The 19,055-nt window shown below is 36.7% G+C and carries 15 protein-coding genes; 13 read left to right on the top strand and 2 right to left on the bottom strand.

Features of this window, described 5'->3' with window-relative positions:
• Window positions 1-343 precede the first annotated feature (343 nt).
• Both ACGLXV_RS15745 and ACGLXV_RS15740 read left to right on the top strand, forming a co-directional pair.
• Window positions 344-1,009 carry an NAD(P)H-binding protein gene (locus ACGLXV_RS15745; RefSeq protein ID WP_391559429.1) on the top strand — a complete coding sequence of 222 codons (666 nt, stop codon included), beginning with the start codon at window positions 344-346 and terminating at the stop codon, window positions 1,007-1,009.
• 16 nt (window positions 1,010-1,025) lie between these two features.
• Entirely contained in the window at window positions 1,026-2,111 is a 1,086-nt protein-coding gene (locus tag ACGLXV_RS15740) for a metallophosphoesterase (protein WP_391559428.1), read from the top strand.
• Window positions 2,112-2,128: 17 nt separating this feature from the next.
• Here the strand turns inward: ACGLXV_RS15740 and ACGLXV_RS15735 are convergent, their stop codons facing one another.
• Together ACGLXV_RS15735 and ACGLXV_RS15730 are read right to left on the bottom strand one after the other, a co-directional pair.
• Window positions 2,129-2,887, bottom strand: a complete 759-nt coding sequence (locus ACGLXV_RS15735; RefSeq protein WP_391559427.1) for a sirohydrochlorin chelatase — start codon at window positions 2,885-2,887, stop codon at window positions 2,129-2,131.
• Between the two features lie 77 nt (window positions 2,888-2,964).
• The gene (locus tag ACGLXV_RS15730; protein ID WP_391559426.1) at window positions 2,965-3,774 is read right to left on the bottom strand and encodes a uroporphyrinogen-III synthase; all 810 of its coding nucleotides are present in this window, start codon (window positions 3,772-3,774) and stop codon (window positions 2,965-2,967) included.
• A 171-nt stretch (window positions 3,775-3,945) separates the two neighbouring features.
• Here ACGLXV_RS15730 and ACGLXV_RS15725 point away from each other — a divergent pair, with 171 nt between their 5' ends.
• From ACGLXV_RS15725 to ACGLXV_RS15675, 11 genes are all read left to right on the top strand, one after another.
• A complete protein-coding gene (locus ACGLXV_RS15725) occupies window positions 3,946-4,563 on the top strand; it encodes an NUDIX hydrolase (protein WP_391559425.1) in 618 nt (205 codons plus the stop codon).
• A gap of 59 nt (window positions 4,564-4,622) precedes the next feature.
• The gene (locus tag ACGLXV_RS15720; RefSeq protein WP_119707065.1) at window positions 4,623-6,266 is read left to right on the top strand and encodes a response regulator transcription factor; all 1,644 of its coding nucleotides are present in this window, start codon (window positions 4,623-4,625) and stop codon (window positions 6,264-6,266) included.
• 249 nt (window positions 6,267-6,515) lie between these two features.
• On the top strand, window positions 6,516-6,839 hold the full coding sequence (locus tag ACGLXV_RS15715) for an STAS domain-containing protein (protein ID WP_391559424.1): 324 nt from the start codon (window positions 6,516-6,518) through the stop codon (window positions 6,837-6,839).
• Between the two features lie 125 nt (window positions 6,840-6,964).
• Window positions 6,965-7,285: a hypothetical protein gene (locus ACGLXV_RS15710; RefSeq protein ID WP_391559423.1), complete on the top strand. Its 321-nt coding sequence runs from the start codon at window positions 6,965-6,967 to the stop codon at window positions 7,283-7,285.
• Window positions 7,286-7,432: 147 nt separating this feature from the next.
• Window positions 7,433-8,245 carry a pyrroline-5-carboxylate reductase gene (gene proC / locus ACGLXV_RS15705; protein WP_391559422.1) on the top strand — a complete coding sequence of 271 codons (813 nt, stop codon included), beginning with the start codon at window positions 7,433-7,435 and terminating at the stop codon, window positions 8,243-8,245.
• Between the two features lie 84 nt (window positions 8,246-8,329).
• The gene (locus ACGLXV_RS15700; protein ID WP_391559421.1) at window positions 8,330-9,955 is read left to right on the top strand and encodes a diguanylate cyclase; all 1,626 of its coding nucleotides are present in this window, start codon (window positions 8,330-8,332) and stop codon (window positions 9,953-9,955) included.
• A complete protein-coding gene (locus ACGLXV_RS15695; RefSeq protein ID WP_391559420.1) occupies window positions 9,952-10,995 on the top strand; it encodes a HEAT repeat domain-containing protein in 1,044 nt (347 codons plus the stop codon). The genes ACGLXV_RS15700 and ACGLXV_RS15695 overlap by 4 nt, the downstream gene beginning before the upstream one ends.
• 1 nt (window position 10,996) lies before the next feature.
• Window positions 10,997-12,409 carry a glycosyltransferase family 2 protein gene (locus ACGLXV_RS15690; RefSeq protein ID WP_391559419.1) on the top strand — a complete coding sequence of 471 codons (1,413 nt, stop codon included), beginning with the start codon at window positions 10,997-10,999 and terminating at the stop codon, window positions 12,407-12,409.
• Window positions 12,406-15,654: a hypothetical protein gene (locus tag ACGLXV_RS15685; RefSeq protein WP_391559418.1), complete on the top strand. Its 3,249-nt coding sequence runs from the start codon at window positions 12,406-12,408 to the stop codon at window positions 15,652-15,654. Before ACGLXV_RS15690 ends, ACGLXV_RS15685 begins: the two co-directional genes overlap by 4 nt.
• Window positions 15,651-16,013, top strand: coding sequence for a response regulator transcription factor (locus ACGLXV_RS15680; RefSeq protein WP_391559417.1), 363 nt, complete (start codon window positions 15,651-15,653; stop codon window positions 16,011-16,013). The genes ACGLXV_RS15685 and ACGLXV_RS15680 overlap by 4 nt, the downstream gene beginning before the upstream one ends.
• Window positions 16,003-18,900 (top strand): ATP-binding protein, encoded by a 2,898-nt coding sequence (locus tag ACGLXV_RS15675; protein WP_391559416.1) that lies wholly within the window; start codon window positions 16,003-16,005, stop codon window positions 18,898-18,900. The genes ACGLXV_RS15680 and ACGLXV_RS15675 overlap by 11 nt, the downstream gene beginning before the upstream one ends.
• Window positions 18,901-19,055 lie beyond the last annotated feature (155 nt).

Raw genomic sequence — 19,055 nt, 5'->3', positions numbered from 1 at the left:
GTTGGCTACTTGGATTTGGCAAGGTGCTTGACGATGACTCTAAATGTCATTTCATAATTTTTAAGTCAAGTTTTAAGAGTATACCTGCTGATTGGAGCGGAGGGTGCTTGACTCCTGGGGGATGAGCGGGACAGTTGTGACCCCGCAGGAGCGTCAGCGACGAGGAGGCTCAACGCCCGCCCCCCGGAAAGCAAGCGCCCGGAGCGGAAATCAGCCTTTTTCCCACCATTCCAAACAAAAAAAGGACAAAAGGTAGCGAGAAGAGCTTTTCTACAGCTTAAAAGTTGATAATTGTTTTCTTTTCCTACGATAATAGAGAGGTATGATAGAAAGGAGCGGTATCATGAAAGCAAAAAAAGTTTTAATAGCTGGCGCTACAGGACTTGTTGGGAATGAACTTTTACATATATTGCTTGAGGCAAAGGAATATGAAACGGTGACTGCTATTGTAAGAAGACCTCTTTCCATAAAACATCCAAAACTTAATGAAGTAATTATTGATTTTGACCATCTTGAAGAATATTCCGAACAGATGGTAGTAGATGATGTTTTTTGTTGTTTAGGAACAACAATTAAAAAAGCGAAAACAAAAGAATTGATGAAAAAGATAGATGCTGATTATCCTCTTGCCCTTGCTAGATTAACACAGAAACTGGGTGCCAAACATTTTCTTTTAATCAGTAGCATGAATGCTAATCCTCACTCGAAAATATGGTATTCACAAATGAAAGGGAAATTAGAGGAAGAGCTGTCAACCGTCCCATTTCAAACGATTTCAATTCTTCGCCCATCACTATTACTTGGTAATAGACAGGAGTTTCGCTTAGGAGAGAAAATGGCTGCAACTATTTTCAAGACGGTGTCATTTCTATTTGTAGGTCCTTTATTAAAGGTAAAAGCAATCGAAGGAAGACAGGTAGCACAATCAATGTATTCTATTGCACAAACTAATCGGCAGGGTGTAAATATCTATTCTTCTGATATGCTTCAAAGAAAGATCACTACATGAGAAAGGATTTATACATATGCTTTTAATGATTGGTGCCATTATATTGGCCGTTCTTGTATATAGTGCCATTTGTTTTTACATTGGCTATAATGGATGGGTTTGGCTAAAAGCGAGAAATCTAATTCAATGGAAGAAAATCTACATTGTCGTTGTTATTTGTTTATCATTGTCTGTTTTTGCCGGGCAGTTGTTACCTATCTATTTTTTTAAGATTGTAAGTGGATTATGGTTAGCCGTTGTTGGGTATAGTTTAATTATTCTTCCGCTCACTAATCTTCTTGTCTATTTTTTGAAAAAAAGGTCTATAATTTGGGCTGGCAATTTAGTAGGCTTATTTTATTTATTTGTATTGATATATGGGTCTTTTCTTGCATGGAACCCGATTATACATACTTTTGATATTGAGGTTGATAAAACCGCTGGGGAACGAAAAGAATTAAAGGTGTTAATGGCCTCAGATATCCATGCTGGTGTTCTTGTTGGAAATGACCATTTAGAAAAGCTAGTTTCAATTGCGAAAAAGGAAAATCCCGATATAATATTAATTCCTGGGGATCTAATCGATGATTATATTGAACCATATTTAAAACAAAATATGGGTGAAGTAATGGCAAAGCTTGATGCACCTCTAGGAGTATACGCTGTCCTTGGCAATCATGATTATTATGGTGAGGACTCAAAAGAAATACTTACTGAGATGGATAAGGCAGGTATAACCGTATTAATGGATGAATGGGTGAAGGTAGAAAACCTTTATTTAATTGGTAGAAAGGATCCTACTGACGAAAGTAGACAACAGTTAAAGGAATATTTAGTCGGGATCGATAAAAGTAACCCTCTCATCATGCTTGATCATCAACCCATTGACTTTTCAGAAGCTAGTAAACAAGGAATTGATGTTATGCTGTCAGGACATACGCATAAAGGGCAACTCTTTCCTGCGAGTATTGTGACAAATCTTCTTTACGAAAATGACTATGGGTATGAAAAAATGGAACAATTACATAGCTTTGTCTCATCTGGATTTGGTATATGGGGTCCGCCACTAAGACTGGGGAGTCAATCAGAAGTGTTTGTAATTAATCTTACTTTTACACGGTAAAATGAAAAGGATAGCAATCAGCTATCCTTTAATTGTTTAATGGTCGGTTTCTTTGGTGTTCGTGCTCGATTTTGAATCATGGTATGAAGAAGTTCATGGTATCCAGTTGGATTACATAAAATAATTTGGTTTCCAATTTCTTTAGGAAAGGCTTCATGCAGTTGTCTCTCGATTTTGTCCGTGAATCCACCTTTTGATAGAAAGTGTGGGACAATATAAACCTTTTGATACTCCTTAAATAAAGTCATTTCAAGCTTCTTCAAATAATGCGGCTCTCTACTTAAATATCCCCATTCAACAGGGGTCTTTAATACTTCTCTAACCACCTTTGTTAATTGTGAAAGTTCTTGAGCAGTTTCTTCATGACCACTTCCATGGGCAACGAGTAAAACAAGTTCATCCTGTGTTTGTTGATAGCCTTTTTCTTGAAGCTTATCCATGATTGCGGGTAGAAACAAATGATCGCTTCCTAGAACATTCGCATACATAATGGGTATTGTAGGGAATTGTGCTTGAGAGTCAGCAATTTCGGTTGGTATATCTATTAACGCATGATTCCCAGATAATAATAATACAGGCACGACAGTCACGGTCGTTGCTCCCTTTCGTATGCAGGATTCTATGGCTTCCCCAATAGAAGGGGCAGCAAGTTCAAAAAAACCATAAGCTTGTATAGGAGCAATATTTTCTTTCATCGTTTCTGTTATAAATGAAATAAACTGTTCATTCCAATCATTTGAGCGACTTCCATGACTTATATAAACGATTGCTTCCATTTTTCACCTCACACCCCTAAGCTGATAATTATTTCGAAGTATATCAGTTGCTGGGATAGTGAGCAAGCAACAGTATGTTACTTAGAATAATAGTCTGCTAAGCTAATAATTGCGCTTCCCATACGTTCTGTTTCTGGGAAAATTACACGGTTAACACCTTGTTCTTTAAGTGCTTGAGCCGTGACTTTTCCAACAGCTAGTGCCACAACGTTATTTTCAAATTGATTAAGAAGCATAGTTGTCTGTCCCTTTTTATCCGCATGAGCAAATAAGAATCGTACCTGTGGTGTACTAGTGAAGCTTACTGCATCAATGCTCCCTTCAATAATTTCTGATAGTAATAAATCAATGACATCTTCACTTGGTGGTGTATGAATATAGGGAAGAATTTCATGGAATGTGGCTTCGTTTTCCTCAAGAAATTTTATAAGAAGTGGGGCAGGGTCGCCATGCAGTTGAAGTGCCACACGTGTCCCTTTAACAAATTTCTCACAAGTAGAAAGGGAACGTACGAGTCCAGCCGTACTTCCATCGTCATCTCTCACAATGGGAGTAATACCAAGCGTTTTTAATACATTTACCGTCTTATATCCTCTAGCAGCAATCTTACTTTCTTCGAGCTTGGAAATAAATTCATCCTTTTTTTGCATCTTCTCAGCTGTTTCTAAAAGAATGGTTAGCCCGATACCTGTAGTGAAAATAAGCCAATCATAGCTTCCAGCAAGTAATTTCGAGATTTCACCCTCAATATTCGAATCATCCAATCTAGTCGTTCCTTGTGATGGACGAAGAAGGGGGATCCCCCCTTGATTGCTAATAATCTTACTTATTTCATCCGTTTTCCTCGTACCTGCAATAACAACTCGTTTGTTCTCTAGTTTTTTCATGTATATCCCTTCTTTCTCTTAGAATAGTTAGAATCATTTTAGCATCAATAACGAAAGTAAGCCTCCTTAAAACAAAATTTTTTGTAGATATTTGCACTAAGCGGGCTTATTTCTTGTTCGGAAAAAGTTCGTTATAATATAGAAATGATTTTGACTTGGAGGTGAAGGGTGATGGACCTTGGGAAAATTATATTAAAGTTGTCGGAAAGAAGTCCTTTTGTTTTAGGAAGTGAGAACTTCTCTACCTATTCCGTTTTGCTTCCTCTTGTATATATAAATAATGAAATACATCTTATATTTGAGGTCCGAGCCTTTTCATTGAGGAGACAACCGGGTGAGGTTTGTTTTCCTGGGGGCAAAAATGATGAAACAGATAAGGACCATATGGAAACTGCCATAAGGGAGACATATGAGGAATTAGGCTTAAAGGAAGGAAGTATATCTCAGGTTGTACCGCTAGATTTCATCGTATCTCCGTACGGCAATATTATTTATCCATTTGTTGGAGTCATAGATACAATAAATGATATGCAAGTAAATCATAAGGAGGTAGACCATATCTTCACTGTTCCACTTACATTTTTTAAACAGATGAAACCTGATATCCATTATGTAAATGCTCGGTTAGAACCAGAACCAGGTTTTCCTTATGATTCCATTGTTGGTGGGAAAGACTATAATTGGCAAATAAAAAGAATGGAAGAGTTTTTTTACTATTTTGAAGATAAAGTGATATGGGGTTTGACTGCAAGAGTCGTTAGACATTTTATTCAAGTAATTGAAGAATAATGGCACCCCACCAGTAGTCACGTCATAAATAAAAAAACATCTCAGGAGGTGACGAAGGATTGAAAACAAGAGAGTTATTATCACATGTACAAGAAGCGTATGTCTCTCTGTCGAAGATGGGTTTGGTTATTGTAAGTGCGAAAGGAGAGTATCTTACATCTGTATCCGGGATTGATCCGGTTACAGAATACCTGTTTATCAATGAGGATATTGCTTTTCGCCAACAAATTAATCAAGTTGTCACTTCTTCCACTATTACTAAACCAATCACCTACTTACTCCTGCATAATGGGGAGGCAACAGGTCTAAAAATAGCGATTGTCCCAGTCAAAGTAGACGGAACGATTTATGGTTATATTTTAACCTCAGTATTTGTAGAAGGGAATATTAGTAAGGAACATCTCGTGGCTATTTTTAATGATAGAAAATGGGAGGAAGCAGTAAAGGTAATTAAAGTTCTTACTATAGATGAAACAGATGTATTACTAGATACATTACAAAAGATGGCTACCGTTTGCTGTGCTTTTTTTGTAAAAGAACTCGAAACACAACGTTTTCATTCACTGCAACAATTACTTTTACATATGGATCGAGAAAATCTTCAAATCGCAAGTCTATTTGAGGAGCTTTATGAAAATATAGACGATGTTGATTTGCTTTGTTATGTTACACAAAATCGGAACGAGCAATGGATACTTGAACATTCAAAAGGTAAGAATGAAGAGAGGCTTGGTAATCTAAAGCTAGATATGATAACAGATTTATTGAAAAGTGCTCTAGACAAAGGCGACTACCAAAGTATTGAAAATATACAGTTCGATCCTCGACTTTCGTTTCTATATGCTTATGAAATCAAGCCTAAGTCTGTATATTTTTTTCCTGTTATAAACGAACTCGATTCACAAGGAGCCATTATTTTAATTAGTGAACAGAAAGAAAAAATTTCTCGTAAAAATCTTCAAACAATAGATGTTATAAGAGGGATGTTTGCTGTTTATCAGGCGAAACGTCAATTAAAGATAATAGGTTTTCACCATTTAACAAAGCTCTCTAGAGTCATTGATATGAGTAAATTAATGAGTGATTTGAAAAGTGTCAGAGAGTTGCTGTTCTTAATCTTAGATATGACAGATCATTTAATAAAGGATTCATTTGCGATTGTAGTACTGAGGGATGAGACGTATGAAAGTCTTAATGGTGAACAGTTAACAAAGAATCAACTAGAAGTATATAAAAAAGATGTATCAGAAAGTTTGTTTCAGGGACAGGGTGAAACACATAACCGCATAAGAAACTTCTCTTTTGGTTCAATGATTGAATGTCCCATACTTGTTAATCAACAAGTAGAAGCGGTTTTATCTGTGAAAGTGGAGAATGTTACTAACGAGTTAGAGGTCTATTTAGAGATACTATCCAACTTATTGACCATTGGAATGGCTAAATTTCATGAACCTAATAAGGAACAAACTGAAAATGGCCAATCATTGCATGTCCCAGAATCCATCAAGAACCTGCTAACTAATAGAGAAAATGAAATCCTACAATGGATGCTAAAAGGGTATAACAATCAAGAAATCGCTGAAGTACTTTTTATTAGTGCACACACCGTGAAAAATCATATCTCAAACATATTTCAAAAGTTAAATATCACGGATCGAAGACAATTGTTTTCAACTATTTATCAACTTCAGTTTTACACCTAAGCTCCCGTTTGGGAGTTTTTCTTAATTATGAGAAGAAGAGACTATGAAAGAAAATTCTTTATAGCATTCGTCTCCTATCTATTCAATCAGGAGCTGTTTTGTTAATAGGAAATTTAGGAGAGTTTTTCTCAGAATTGAGTTGGGTTTGGACGAAAGATAGGAGAGGTAGGGAATGGAGGATTCGAGTGATTGATTTATAATAGAGGTAGAAAGCTTGAATGAAAAAGTTTTTTCAAAGGAGTTTTGACAATGGCAAGAGAAGAAATCATTACCTATGATTGGAACCAGGACGTAACATTAAAAACAACCGACTTCTTTCGAGAGGAGTTACAATCGTTTATTCAGACGGATAATAATAAACTAATATTAAGTTTAAAGGGTGTTGGGTATATAAACAGTTCAGGTCTCGGAGTGATTGCTGATGCAGTCATGCAAGCAAGAAAGCAGGGGAAAGAACTGGTTGTAGCAAACATACAAGATCCAATTTCTGAGATCTTTGAAATTGTTAAGTTTGGATCATTTATTCATCTCTTTGTTACGGAAGAAGAGGCGACTCAATTTTTAAATCAATAAGTAATTTTATCAATCGCCATTTTTTTGTCAAAAACATTTGAAAAAATAGTGAATGAATGGAAATAATTCACCCTATTACCACTACATTTTCTATAATAATAGTGGACCTATAGGAGGGATTATTTATGAATATCACAACGATAATCGAACTGAATAACCAAGAAGTTGAACAGATGGCAGGAGCTAAGATGGTGTTTGTGCAAGAGGAAATTACTGAACAGATCATTCATACTTGTGTGGATTGCTTTACTGTAGAAGGGTCAGAGGAAAAGATTGAGCCAGAACTAGCAATGGAAAAGGTTTTTGAGAAATTAAAAGGGAATGGTGTCATACCTCCAGGTGTAACAGAATTCTCCTTTGAAATGCCAGCTTGTGGTACCATCAAAAAAAATAATCAAGTTACAGCAGAAATCCCGCAAAATGTTGTCCTAACATTTACGATGTAAATAATAGAAGAAACCACCATCCTGACCAATAACGTCAGGATGGTTTTTTTGTTCAAAACCACAGAAAAATCGACATTGTTTTTAGTGGTAAAAGTGAAAGTAACGTATAATAGCAAGAGGAATCATAGATAAAAAGGTGTGAATATAGTGGGTAATAAAATTGGATTTATTGGCTGTGGGAAAATGGGACAAGCAATATTAACGGGGCTCCTTAGTAAAAGAAATATAGAAAAAAATCTAATTCTGGTTAGTGCCAAGACAGAAACTACATTAATTAAGGTAAAAGAGTTGTTTGGCGTTCAAACAACTACCAACAATAAAGATATTGGAAGATGGGCCGATATTATTGTAATAGCTGTGAAACCAGATTTACATAAAGAGGTTATTGAGGAAATTAGAACAGTGATTTCCTCTAATACGATAGTGGTTACCATTGCAGCAGGCATTACTTTGCAGTTCTTAGAACAAACATTTGGAAGGCAAGTAAAGGGAGTGAGAGCTATGCCCAATACTCCTTCCCTTGTTGGAGAAGGAATGACAGCGCTATGTTTTCATGATCTTGTATTAAACGATGAAAGAGAGCGAGTTTCCCATATATTTGAGTCTTTAGGACAGGTTGAAGTATTTGCGGAGTCGTTAATGGACAGTGTTCCAGCGATTAGTGGTTCTTCACCTGCTTATGTGTACATGATGATTGAAGCATTAGCAGATGGGGCTGTTAAGCAAGGGATTGCACGTGACAAGGCTTATAGAATGGCTGCTCAAGCAGTTCTTGGTGCTGCCAAGATGGTTTTAGAGACAAACTTACACCCTGGCGTATTGAAGGATCAGGTTTGTACCCCGGGTGGTGCTACCATCGAGGCAGTAGCAGCACTAGAAGAAACAGGCTTTCGTGCCTCCATTCTTTCAGCCATGGAAAGTTGTACAGAAAAAGTAATCAAACTAACAGCAAAACAATGAAGAGGAGTTTGGGAATGCGTAATAGGATCAAAAATGGGGAATATAAGCATAATCTGGCTGATAATCCTTTCAGGGGTGTTTGTAATGAATATGGACAAATATAAACTCCTTCTTTTCAAAAAAATTAAGGATCAGCTTGCCATTTGGTTTGAGAAGGAACCCAATAAACCTGCAACGAAGGATGAGCTTTTTCTTTTTCTACATTCCATCAAAGGTACAGCTGGCACGATTGAGCTAGGTGGATTATTTACTCTTGTTACAAATTTAATGAATGAGATTGAACGTAATGATACAAAGCTTGAATGGGAGAAACAAGAGCTACGTGATTTGCTTTACGAGTTAATGGATTTAAGTTACCAGTATGAACATTTCGAGACGGTAGATGTTTCTAAGCCGATTACTAGAGAGGAGGGGACACCTCTTATTCAAGTGATTGATGATGATATCTCCATGCTCATCTTATTAAAAGATACACTTGAAGAAATGGGATGGATCGTAGTTGCGCATACAGATGCGGAAGTAGGAAAAGAATTGTTTTATGAGCTGCAACCTGATTGCTTAATCATAGATGTGAATCTCCCAGGAACTAATGGTTTTCAGCTTTTGGAAGACCTTTATCATTATCTTGAAAAAATGTTTATACCGACTATCATGATTAGTATTGAAAACGATCGGGAGACAAGAATAAAGGCTATTGAATCTGGTGCTGATGATTTTATAGAGAAGCCGTTAGACCTTGAGGAATTTGTAATGCGTGTAAAGCGGCAACTAAATAGAAAAAAGTTATTTGACCAATCAGTCATGATCGACGAACTTACACAGGTGTATAATCGCAGATTTTTAAACGATTCTATACAGAGGAGTCTCGTTGACATTGAGAGATCTAGCACTTATTTTACAGTAGCTGTACTTGATCTGGATTACTTTAAAAAGGTAAATGATACATTTGGACATATCGTAGGAGATAAAGTGTTACTGACGTTTGCCCAATTTTTAAAGGAACATATAAGAGGGACCGATTCTGTCTTTCGATACGGGGGAGAGGAATTTGTCATCTTATTTCCTAGAACAAACGATACGGACGTAAAGAGTGTTCTTACTAGGTTGTTAGAGAAATTCTTTAACACCCCTTTTACCGAAAACGGAAAAACTTTTTATATTTCGTTCTCAGCTGGGGTTTTTATGGTTTTAGATGAAAAAATGGATAGTAAAACCGTAATTAAAACAGCTGATCAAGCACTGTATTTAGCAAAAGAAAATGGGAGAGCAAGAGTAGAGAGTGCCAACCAGTTAAATCTTGGAGCTGCAAAGAAAACACTACATGTATCCCTTATTGATGATGATGTTATTATTCGGACAATGATAACGAAAATTCTTCAAAGTATGGAATTTGAATTTGTTGATCTAGATATTTGTTCTTTTGAAAATGGGGTGAAATTTTTTGACTCGGGGAGACATGAAATTTCCGGTCAGCATTTCCTTGTTCTCGATGGAGTAATGCCTGTGATGGATGGAACTGAAGTACTTCAACGGGTGAAGTCAGGGAGGAAAAGGAAACAGTTCCATGTTCTTATGCTTACGGGGCGGAAAAATGAACAGGATATCGCTCGTTCACTAAAACTCGGAGCGGATGACTATGTGACAAAACCTTTTAGTATTCAGGATCTTCAAGCGAGAATCTATAGCTTTATTCAAAGGATAACTAAATGATGATTTCAAATGAAGTAATCGTTCTCTTTTATGCAACCATTTTTATACTAATCTTACTACTACTTATCTTAATTTATTTAATTATTCGGAAAACGTTAGAAAACCAGGAAAACCTCAAGGTTAAAACGATAAAAAAGGAGATAGAAATTTCTCTGTTTGAAAGCATCTCTGAAGGAATAGTCTATGAGATGACTAATCAAGACCGTTTTTCTTTGAAAGCAATGGAGGAGTTATTAAAAAGCTACTCAGATACAGTCGTTGGATCAATGGAGCTCCAATCTCTTACTGCTATGGCAGATAAATACTTATTGCAAGGATATAGAAAAGTATTAAAAGGTAGAAGTTGGAGCAAAAGAATCAATGCCTTATATCATATTGAAGATTTTCATATGCATAAGCTCTCAGATGATGTGAGACAGCTTTTACAGAGGCGTTCTATAACGAAAGAAGAAGTGATTGTCAGTATTCGTTTTTTAGCAGCAACGGGTCGGTTCGACGAAGTGTTTGAGTTTGTGAATAAAAGGTACACTAATTTAACAGATTTTGACTATAGAAGTATTTTGTTCAAGTTAGATGAAAATTCCTTCCGTTTGCTCGTTGAGAGGTTTTCTGAATGCCATTCTACCCTTCAATGGTCCATACTTGAAATCATTTCAATTAGAAAAGAGCTCTCGTATCTCTCTTTTGTGGAAACGATATTCCATACGTATAAGGGAGAGACGAGAATTCGTGCACTTAAAGCTATTGCATCTATTGGATTTACCACCGATATTGAGCAGTTTTACCCATTAAGGGAGAGTTCAGAGTGGCAGGAGAGAATGCTACTTGCTAAGTTAATTCATTTTTTTCCTTCGGAGTCCTCGTACGATATTTTAGCAACCTTAATTCATGATCGCAATTGGTGGGTCCGTTCCCAAGCCGCTCAATCATTTACAAAGCTACCAAAAGGAAAAGAACGATTAATTAACATAATGGAAATCTCGCATGATCCGTATGCTAGAGATATTGCAGCAGAGTGGCTTCAAAAAGGGGAAATTTAATATGCTACAACTGATTGGGGAGTATATTGGGATTGTTTTCGGTAGTTTTATCACTATATACATGGTGTTAGTGATTAGTTTTTACTCAGTGATTTTACTACTATCTCTTCTTCAGCTTAGAAGAGAATATAAACTTGATAAAGAGCAAGCGTACGATGAATATCTTAATGACTTATATACAAAGCCAATTTCTATTATCGTTCCTGCCTTTAATGAGGAGGCAGGATTGATTCAAAGTGTCCGTTCCTTGCTAGGGATCAATTATCCGACTTATGAAATTATTGTTGTTAATGATGGATCTACAGACAACAGTCTTAATAAAATGATTCGTCATTATGAGATGAAGGAAATTAAAAAAGTGATTCGAAAGCATGTTGAAACAAAAAATATTAAAGGAATATATCAGTCCAGTACTTTACCAAACCTTTATCTGATTGATAAAGAAAATGGTGGGAAAGCTGATGCATTAAATGTAGGATTGAATTTCTCTCATTATCCTTATATTTGTTCACTAGATGGCGATTCCGTTCTAGAACGAGATGCTTTCTTAAAGGTAATGAAACCAATTATGCTTTCAAATGAAGATGTCATTGCTTCTGGAGGAAGTGTAAGAATTGCCAATGGTTGTAAAATATCAAATGGTAATTTACTTGAAGTGGGGCTATCAAAACATCCCCTTGTGATTATGCAGATCATTGAATATCTCCGTGCCTTTTTAATGGGGAGAATTGGTTTAAGTCGTCATAATCTTCTTTTGATTGTATCAGGAGCATTTGGCGTTTTTTCAAAAAGCTGGGTGGCTGAAGCGGGTGGTTATAAGACCACTACCGTAGGTGAAGATATGGAGTTAGTGGTTCGTTTGCACCGACTTATTAAAGAGAAAGGTGTAAAGAAAAAAATCGTATATGTGCCAGACCCTGTATGTTGGACCGAAGTGCCGGAAGAAACCAAGTTTCTTCGTAGACAGAGAAGAAGATGGCACCGAGGTTTATTTGAAAGTCTTTGGGCACATAGGAAGTTAGCATTTAATCCAAAATACGGTTCGATCGGCATGATTTCCTTTCCTTATTTTTGGATTGTTGAATTTTTTGGTCCTATCATTGAGCTCTCTGGATATATTTATGTCTTATGCTCCTTGTTTTTTGGCGGGATTTATTTAGAGTTTGCTATTATCATTTTTCTTCTCTCTTGTTTGTATGGTTCATTGTTCTCCATGGCCTCTGTTTTATTGGAAGAGTGGAGTTTACGCAAATATCCAAAAGTATCACATATCGTAAAGTTGTTTCTTTACTCTATGACAGAGACATTATGGTATCGTCCATTAACAGTCTTTTGGCGTTGCGAGGGGATTTGGCAGATTATTGTTGGTGAAAAGGGCTGGGGAGAAATGAAAAGAAAAGGTGTATCGGAATGAAGAGTTGGTTCTCGAAACAACAAATGCTTGTGTTTGCATTTATTGCAATCATATTAGTAGGAATAACAAGTCCTTTCTGGTTATGGGCAGTAAAATCAAATAAAGAGTTAAATGTATTAATTCTCGATAAGACTGTACCTGACCAAACGTACCGAGAACATAGCGGACTAACCTGGCTCTTGAATAATGAGAAATATGTCACTAGCGATCGTGAAAGGTACAGTATTGAAAATAGCTATAGTGGGTTTGTTCCTAAAGAGGGGGAAGAGTATGAAATTCGCAATCTCCCAAAAGAATTAGAACAGTATGATATCTTTTACTTGGCAGATTCATATGGGGTCTATGAAAAGGAATTCTATGGAGAAAACCAACAGGGAGAACGGTCTGAGCATTTGTATGGTGGATTACAAGAGGAAGAAATAGATGCCATTCATCAGGAATTATTTTCAAATAAGGGGAAGACCCTTATCGCTGAATTTAATACATTTGCTAGTCCCACTTCAGCTTTAGCTCGTGAAAAAGTTTCTAACCTGTTAAATGTCGATTGGACAGGCTGGATTGGCAGGTATTTTCCTAAGCTTGAGGGGGAAGAGGTTCCAACCTGGGTGAAAGAAAATTATGAGAAATCGAACGGAGTATGGAATTTTTCAGGTGAAGGATTAGTATTTGTGGATAGTAATGATTATATTGTGGTGATTGATAAAAATGAGTTTAAGGGTGAGGGCCCAAGTTTCCAATATACTGAATTAGGTGAGAAGCTCTTTAATAATAAGAGTAATGATGCTGATTATTCTTATTGGTTTGATATTATTTCCGCAAGAGATACAGATGAAATCTTAGCAACATACCATTTATCTGTAACAAAGGAAGCCGAATCAAAGCTTGCAGAAAATGGGATTCCAGTGACCTTTCCTGCAGTCATCAGCCATAAAAACGCTAGTTACTCTGCCTATTATTTTGCAGGTGATTATGCTGATGAGGGGGATATTCCGTCGATTTATCAGACAAGGGGAATATCTAATTGGAGAGAAATCGTTCAGTCAGATTCTTTTTACTGGCGTGTGTATGTTCCAATGATGAAGCAAATTCTACGTCACGGTTTAGAACCATCCGATGAGCAGGAAGTGGTGGAGCTTGTTAAGGAGAATGGAACCTCCATTAATAGCAAGACAAATGAAGAGTCTATTCAAATCCAAAAGGATGGTAAGTGGGAAGATCTTCTTATTAAAGGGGTTAACATGGGGATAGCTAAGCCTGGTTACTTCCCCGGTGAGACGGCCATCTCTAAAGATGAATACTTTAGATGGTTTAAAATGATTGGTGCAATGAATGCGAATGCCATTCGTATTTATACCATTCACCCTCCACAATTTTATGAAGCATTCTACGAATATAATAAACAAGCCAAGAAGCCATTATATTTATTCCACGGTGCTTGGGTGACAGAAGAAACTTTGCTAGAGACAAAAGATGCCTATGATCCGTCTGTTGTGGAAGAGTTTCAAAGAGAAATGAGAGACATCGTTGATATCGTTCATGGCAATGCTGACATAGCAGAAAATCCAGGGCATGCATCAGGTTCTTATACTCACGATATTTCCCCTTATGTACTAGGGTATATTATCGGAATTGAGTGGGATCCAGGTATGGTATTAAATACTGACACTGTCCATAGTGAAATGGAGCAGTATAAAGGAGACTATTTCTTTACGAAGAATGCAACACCATTTGAAGCGTGGTTAGCGGTCCGAATGAATGACATGGCAAGTTATGAGGCAGAAACGTATAATTGGCAACATTCCATGAGTTTTACCAACTGGGTAACCACCGATCTATTATCTCATCCGGCTGAACCTGCTGAAGAAGAGGATATGGTTAGTGTTGATCCCAATCATATTAAAAAAACAGATCAATTTCATGCTGGTTTATTTGCCTCTTATCACGTCTATCCATATTTTCCAGACTTCTTAAACTTTGAGGAAGATTATGTGAATTATGTAGATAGAAGTGGAGAGAAGAATAACTATGCAGGTTATCTTCATGATTTGAAAAATGCACATGAAATGCCAGTCATCATTGCTGAGTACGGAGTGCCTTCCTCAAGGGGATTAACTCATGAAAATGTCCATGGAATGGATCAAGGTAATCATAGTGAACAGAATCAAGGAGAAATTGATCAGAAGCTATTTCAAACCATAGCATCAGAAAATTTTGCTGGGGGGATTCTTTTTTCCTGGCAGGATGAGTGGTTTAAACGAACATGGAATACAATGGACTTCGATAACCCAGACCGCAGGCCGTATTGGTCTAATATACAGACGAATGAGCAAATGTTTGGAATGCTAGGGTTTTCCCCCGCTTTATTTGGAAAAGAAATGACCTTAGACGGAAAAGACAATGACTGGAGAAAGTCGTTGATTGAACCTTTAGCACAATCGAAGGATGAAGATAATTTATTGACAGGTTTGTATGTAACTTCTGATGCAGCAAATATATATGTGCGTCTTGATTTCCAACAATCTATAAATTTAGAAGAAACACTGACATATATCATATTTGATACGATAGGAGATCAGGGGCAGAGAAAGATTCCGCTTCGTACTGGTCAATCGGTGTCAACCACATCTGGTGTTGATTTCTTAGTCACATTGGCAGGCAAAGTGGAATCAAGGATTACAGTCGATAGCTACTATGATTCTTTTTACTATCATTATGGTGAGCGGTTAAAGCTAATAACAAAAGAAACGTATCCTTCAGAAAAGGAAAATGATGTGTTCCATCCGATTCGCTTGGCGCTAAATAAACCATTAACGATTCCTTCGACAGGGAAAAGCTATCCTTTTGAAGCGTATGAAACGGGAAAACTCCTTTATGGCTCTGGGAACCCTAATGATGAAAATTATAACTCTTTGACAGATGTCAGCATTAGCGAGGATGGAAAGATGGTCGAGCTGCGTATTCCATGGTTAATGTTAAATATTAAGGATCCGAGTGAAAAAGAAATCATTGGGGATATGTGGAAGAGTGGATTAGAGGGTACAAAAAATATTGAAGGTATCTATCTTTCTGCTTTTGTATCAACAGAGGAGGGTTTGTCAGTTTTACCTGAAATGGAAGGGAAAACTGATTCCATATCTAAAATGGTAGTTTATAAATGGAATAAATGGGAGCAGCCAGTATACAGTGAACGACTAAAGGATTCTTATTATATTATGAAGGAAACATACGGGGGGACAAAAGAGTGAAAAGGATATTATTAGCTGAGGATGAAGAAGTATTAAGAATGCTAGTTGTAGACACTCTTGAAGAAGAAGAATATGAAGTGGATGAAGCGGCTGATGGAACGGAGGCGGTCCAGCTATTTGGGGAAAATAGCTATGATTTACTCGTTCTAGACTATATGATGCCCGGGTTGACAGGGTTAGAAGTGATTGAACATGTAAGAAAAAAAGATAAGGAAGTAAAAATCTTAATGCTCTCAGCTAAGAGTCAACAATATGAACAGGAAAAAGTGATTGAGGCAGGAGCTAACTACTTTATGGCCAAACCTTTTAGTCCGTTGGAGCTAAAAGATAAGATTGAGGATATCTTAAATGAAAGATAGCTCGAATAAAAAGCAAAGCATATTAAAACAATTTATTCAGTTAATGATTGTTTTTCTCTCTTTAATTCTTATCGGAACGTCTTTAAATCTCTATTTTCAGTATAAGCGAAGCAATGACTATGTTGAAAAAAGAGCCTTTATTGTGGAGAAAGAGAAAATTACAAGAGATTTGTATTACTCACTGAATACGGCTTTATTTGATGTTAGGGGATATTTTGCTTACGGTAATGAAGAACTGAAAAAAAGAGCACACTCGAAACAGCCTGAGATTAGAAAACTAGCGAAAAAGTTGGAGGCAAGAGCAACTAATGAGGATGATACGGAGTATGTTAGAGAGCTGAACAGCTTTGTAGATTATTATTTTGTTGAAACACTTCCTCAAGCAGTCGAGTATTATGAGGCTGGGCGACAGGATGATTTAATCAGTTTGGCTCAGCTTGGCGCTACAACAAGAACCAATGAATTTTTGGATTTGACTCACGAATATATGGATGTAATTGATAAAGAATTAAATACAGCCATCAATGATATGAGGCGAACTCAAACCATTTATCAAAATGTGTTTCTTGCCTTTATCATATTTCTCCTAGTGTTCCTTTTTAGAATAATCAGGGGAATGCTAACAAATATTGGTGCACCACTTTCCCAACTAGCGAAGACAGCAACAGATATAACAGAGGGAAAGGATTCAGAGATTTTTATTGATCCACATCGTAAAGATGAAATTGGTATTCTTTCTTTCGCGTTAAAGAAGATGCTCCATTCTATACAAGAAAAAGAACAGAATCTATTAGCACAAAATGAGGAGTTATTAGCACAGCAAGATGAGCTATATGCGCAACAATCTGAGCTGGAAAATGCTCTTTACGTGGTAAATGAAAGTAAGAACAAAATTGAAAATCGTAATGAATTAACGAACAAATTAACAAATGCTCTTGAAAAGCAATCGCTTCTCGATAGCATCGTGTTACACATGACACGAATTATTAAGGCTGATCGAGGGTTAATCTTATTGCTTGAGGACCAAGCGTATAGTTCATATGGAATTTCCTCATCTGGTGTAGAACAGTTTAAAAAGAACATATACAATGGCTTGAATAGCATCCTGGTTGAACATCAGCAACCTTATACGATTAAGAGGGAGATCGTGGATTCAGAGAAGGGATACCATGAGGGGAAATTGTACTCTTATGATTTATACTTGCCAGTCATCTCCTCGAATGATGTTGTAACAGCAATAATGGTTTTTAGCAGGTTTGGAAATGCGTTTCGTGAGTCTGAGATTGAAGAATTACAATCGATCACAAAGCAAATGAGCAATTCCTTAGAGAAGGTATATATTTATGAATTGTCTGAAACGGAACGATTAAGGAATCAGTCTATTTTAAATACAACTCATGAGGGGATTCAGCTTATTAATCAGGACGGAGTTGTTCTGCTAGTAAATAAGGCTCTTTGCGAGATGTTCGAATGTGATGTGGATGGAAGAGAGTTAGTAGGACTGGACCTTAAGGGTTGGACATCCTTTATGCAAAAAGATATGGAAGAGAAGGATGAATTTTTACAGTTTGTCCAATCTGCAATAGAAACGAACCCTATAAATAACTCTAACTCATTTATATATAAACGACTAGATAAGCATCAAGTGATAAAGGTATATAGTGAAGCACTATTTCAGGATGATATTCGAGTTGGTACGATTATTGTTCATCGAGACATTACAAAAGAATTTGAAGTCGATCAAATGAAGTCTGAGTTTGTCAGTACAGTTAGTCATGAGTTGCGAACTCCTTTAGCTAGTATTTTAGGATTTACAGAGCTTATGTTACATCGTGAGCTAAAGCCAGACCGAAGACTAAAGTATTTAACAACAGTATACAATGAAGCGAAGAGACTTACCGCATTAATTAACGATTTCCTTGATGTCCAACGCATGGAGGCAGGGAAACATACGTATGAGAAAAAATATTTTGAACTATTGCCAGTTATTGAGTCAGTGACAAATACGTTAAGAGGTACAACATTGATACATGAAATAACTGTTACCTCCCATGCTGAAAACGATTGGATTTTAGGAGATCGCGAAAAGATTGAGCAAGTACTTACCAATCTAGTGGGAAATTCGATTAAATACTCTCCGAATGGAGGGAATATTACACTTAATCTAGTTGAAGCAAAGGGAATATTAAGGTTGGATATTACAGATGAAGGCTTGGGTATTCCTGAAAATGTAGGAGACTCCATCTTTACAAAGTTTTATCGTGTTGACAATTCAGACCGACGAAAAATTGGTGGGACTGGACTAGGTCTTGCCATTGTAAAGGAAATAATGAACGCACATGAAGGTGATGTAACTTTTACATCTGAGTATGGAAATGGAAGTACCTTCACAATTTCTTTCCCAAATGTCAAGAAAGAAGCAACCAGCATTACTGATATGAGAGATGTAGAAGCTTCCAGTTACAAAGTGTTTGTGATTGAGGATGACGAAAGTTTGCTAGATCTTATTTCACAAGAGTTACTTGATAACGGATTTACAGTTACTCAATTTACAAATGGTGACCATGCAATGGATGCCTTAAAGGAAGAGGTCCCAGATGCAGTAATTCTAGATATCATGTTAGATAAAGGAAACGTTGATGGCTGGGATATAATGCGGTTTATGAAAGAGAAAAAGGAATTAAAGCAAATCCCAGTTATAATCTCCAGCGCACTTGATGAGAGAGACAAAGGTTTAGCAAATGGAGCCGAGGAGTACTTTGTTAAACCATATAAAACAAGCCACTTATCTAAAATTGTGATGCAATTATTACTAAGGATTGGAAAAGAAGGGCAAGTGATTGTGCCTTTTGTAGAAGAACCTGATATTGAAAAACCAAAAGAATAATCTTTATCGTGCAGGAAAGGACTAGGGCATTCTAAAATGTACCCTATAGAGTAGACACTTTGAAAAAAGGACTACTTTATAGGGTTCTTTTTGTATACTTAATTTATTTAGTGAGAAAAACGGAATGGGGGAATCTTGATGACTAAAAAGTATTT

Source organism: Robertmurraya sp. (assembly GCF_036676585.1).
Classification (GTDB): domain Bacteria; phylum Bacillota; class Bacilli; order Bacillales; family Cytobacillaceae; genus Robertmurraya_A.
Note: the sequence above shows the minus strand (reverse complement) of the source record. Positions and strands in the feature narration are given on the sequence as shown.

Excerpts from the sequence above, each read along its gene's own strand:
- ACGLXV_RS15745 (WP_391559429.1), top strand. The coding sequence starts at position 344 with ATGAAAGCAAAAAAAGTTTTAATAGCTGGCGCTACAGGACTTGTTGGG.
- ACGLXV_RS15740 (WP_391559428.1), top strand. The coding sequence starts at position 1,026 with ATGCTTTTAATGATTGGTGCCATTATATTGGCCGTTCTTGTATATAGT.
- ACGLXV_RS15735 (WP_391559427.1), bottom strand. The coding sequence starts at position 2,887 with ATGGAAGCAATCGTTTATATAAGTCATGGAAGTCGCTCAAATGATTGG.
- ACGLXV_RS15730 (WP_391559426.1), bottom strand. The coding sequence starts at position 3,774 with ATGAAAAAACTAGAGAACAAACGAGTTGTTATTGCAGGTACGAGGAAA.
- ACGLXV_RS15725 (WP_391559425.1), top strand. The coding sequence starts at position 3,946 with ATGGACCTTGGGAAAATTATATTAAAGTTGTCGGAAAGAAGTCCTTTT.
- ACGLXV_RS15715 (WP_391559424.1), top strand. The coding sequence starts at position 6,516 with ATGGCAAGAGAAGAAATCATTACCTATGATTGGAACCAGGACGTAACA.
- ACGLXV_RS15710 (WP_391559423.1), top strand. The coding sequence starts at position 6,965 with ATGAATATCACAACGATAATCGAACTGAATAACCAAGAAGTTGAACAG.
- ACGLXV_RS15700 (WP_391559421.1), top strand. The coding sequence starts at position 8,330 with ATGAATATGGACAAATATAAACTCCTTCTTTTCAAAAAAATTAAGGAT.
- ACGLXV_RS15695 (WP_391559420.1), top strand. The coding sequence starts at position 9,952 with ATGATGATTTCAAATGAAGTAATCGTTCTCTTTTATGCAACCATTTTT.
- ACGLXV_RS15690 (WP_391559419.1), top strand. The coding sequence starts at position 10,997 with ATGCTACAACTGATTGGGGAGTATATTGGGATTGTTTTCGGTAGTTTT.
- ACGLXV_RS15685 (WP_391559418.1), top strand. The coding sequence starts at position 12,406 with ATGAAGAGTTGGTTCTCGAAACAACAAATGCTTGTGTTTGCATTTATT.
- ACGLXV_RS15675 (WP_391559416.1), top strand. The coding sequence starts at position 16,003 with ATGAAAGATAGCTCGAATAAAAAGCAAAGCATATTAAAACAATTTATT.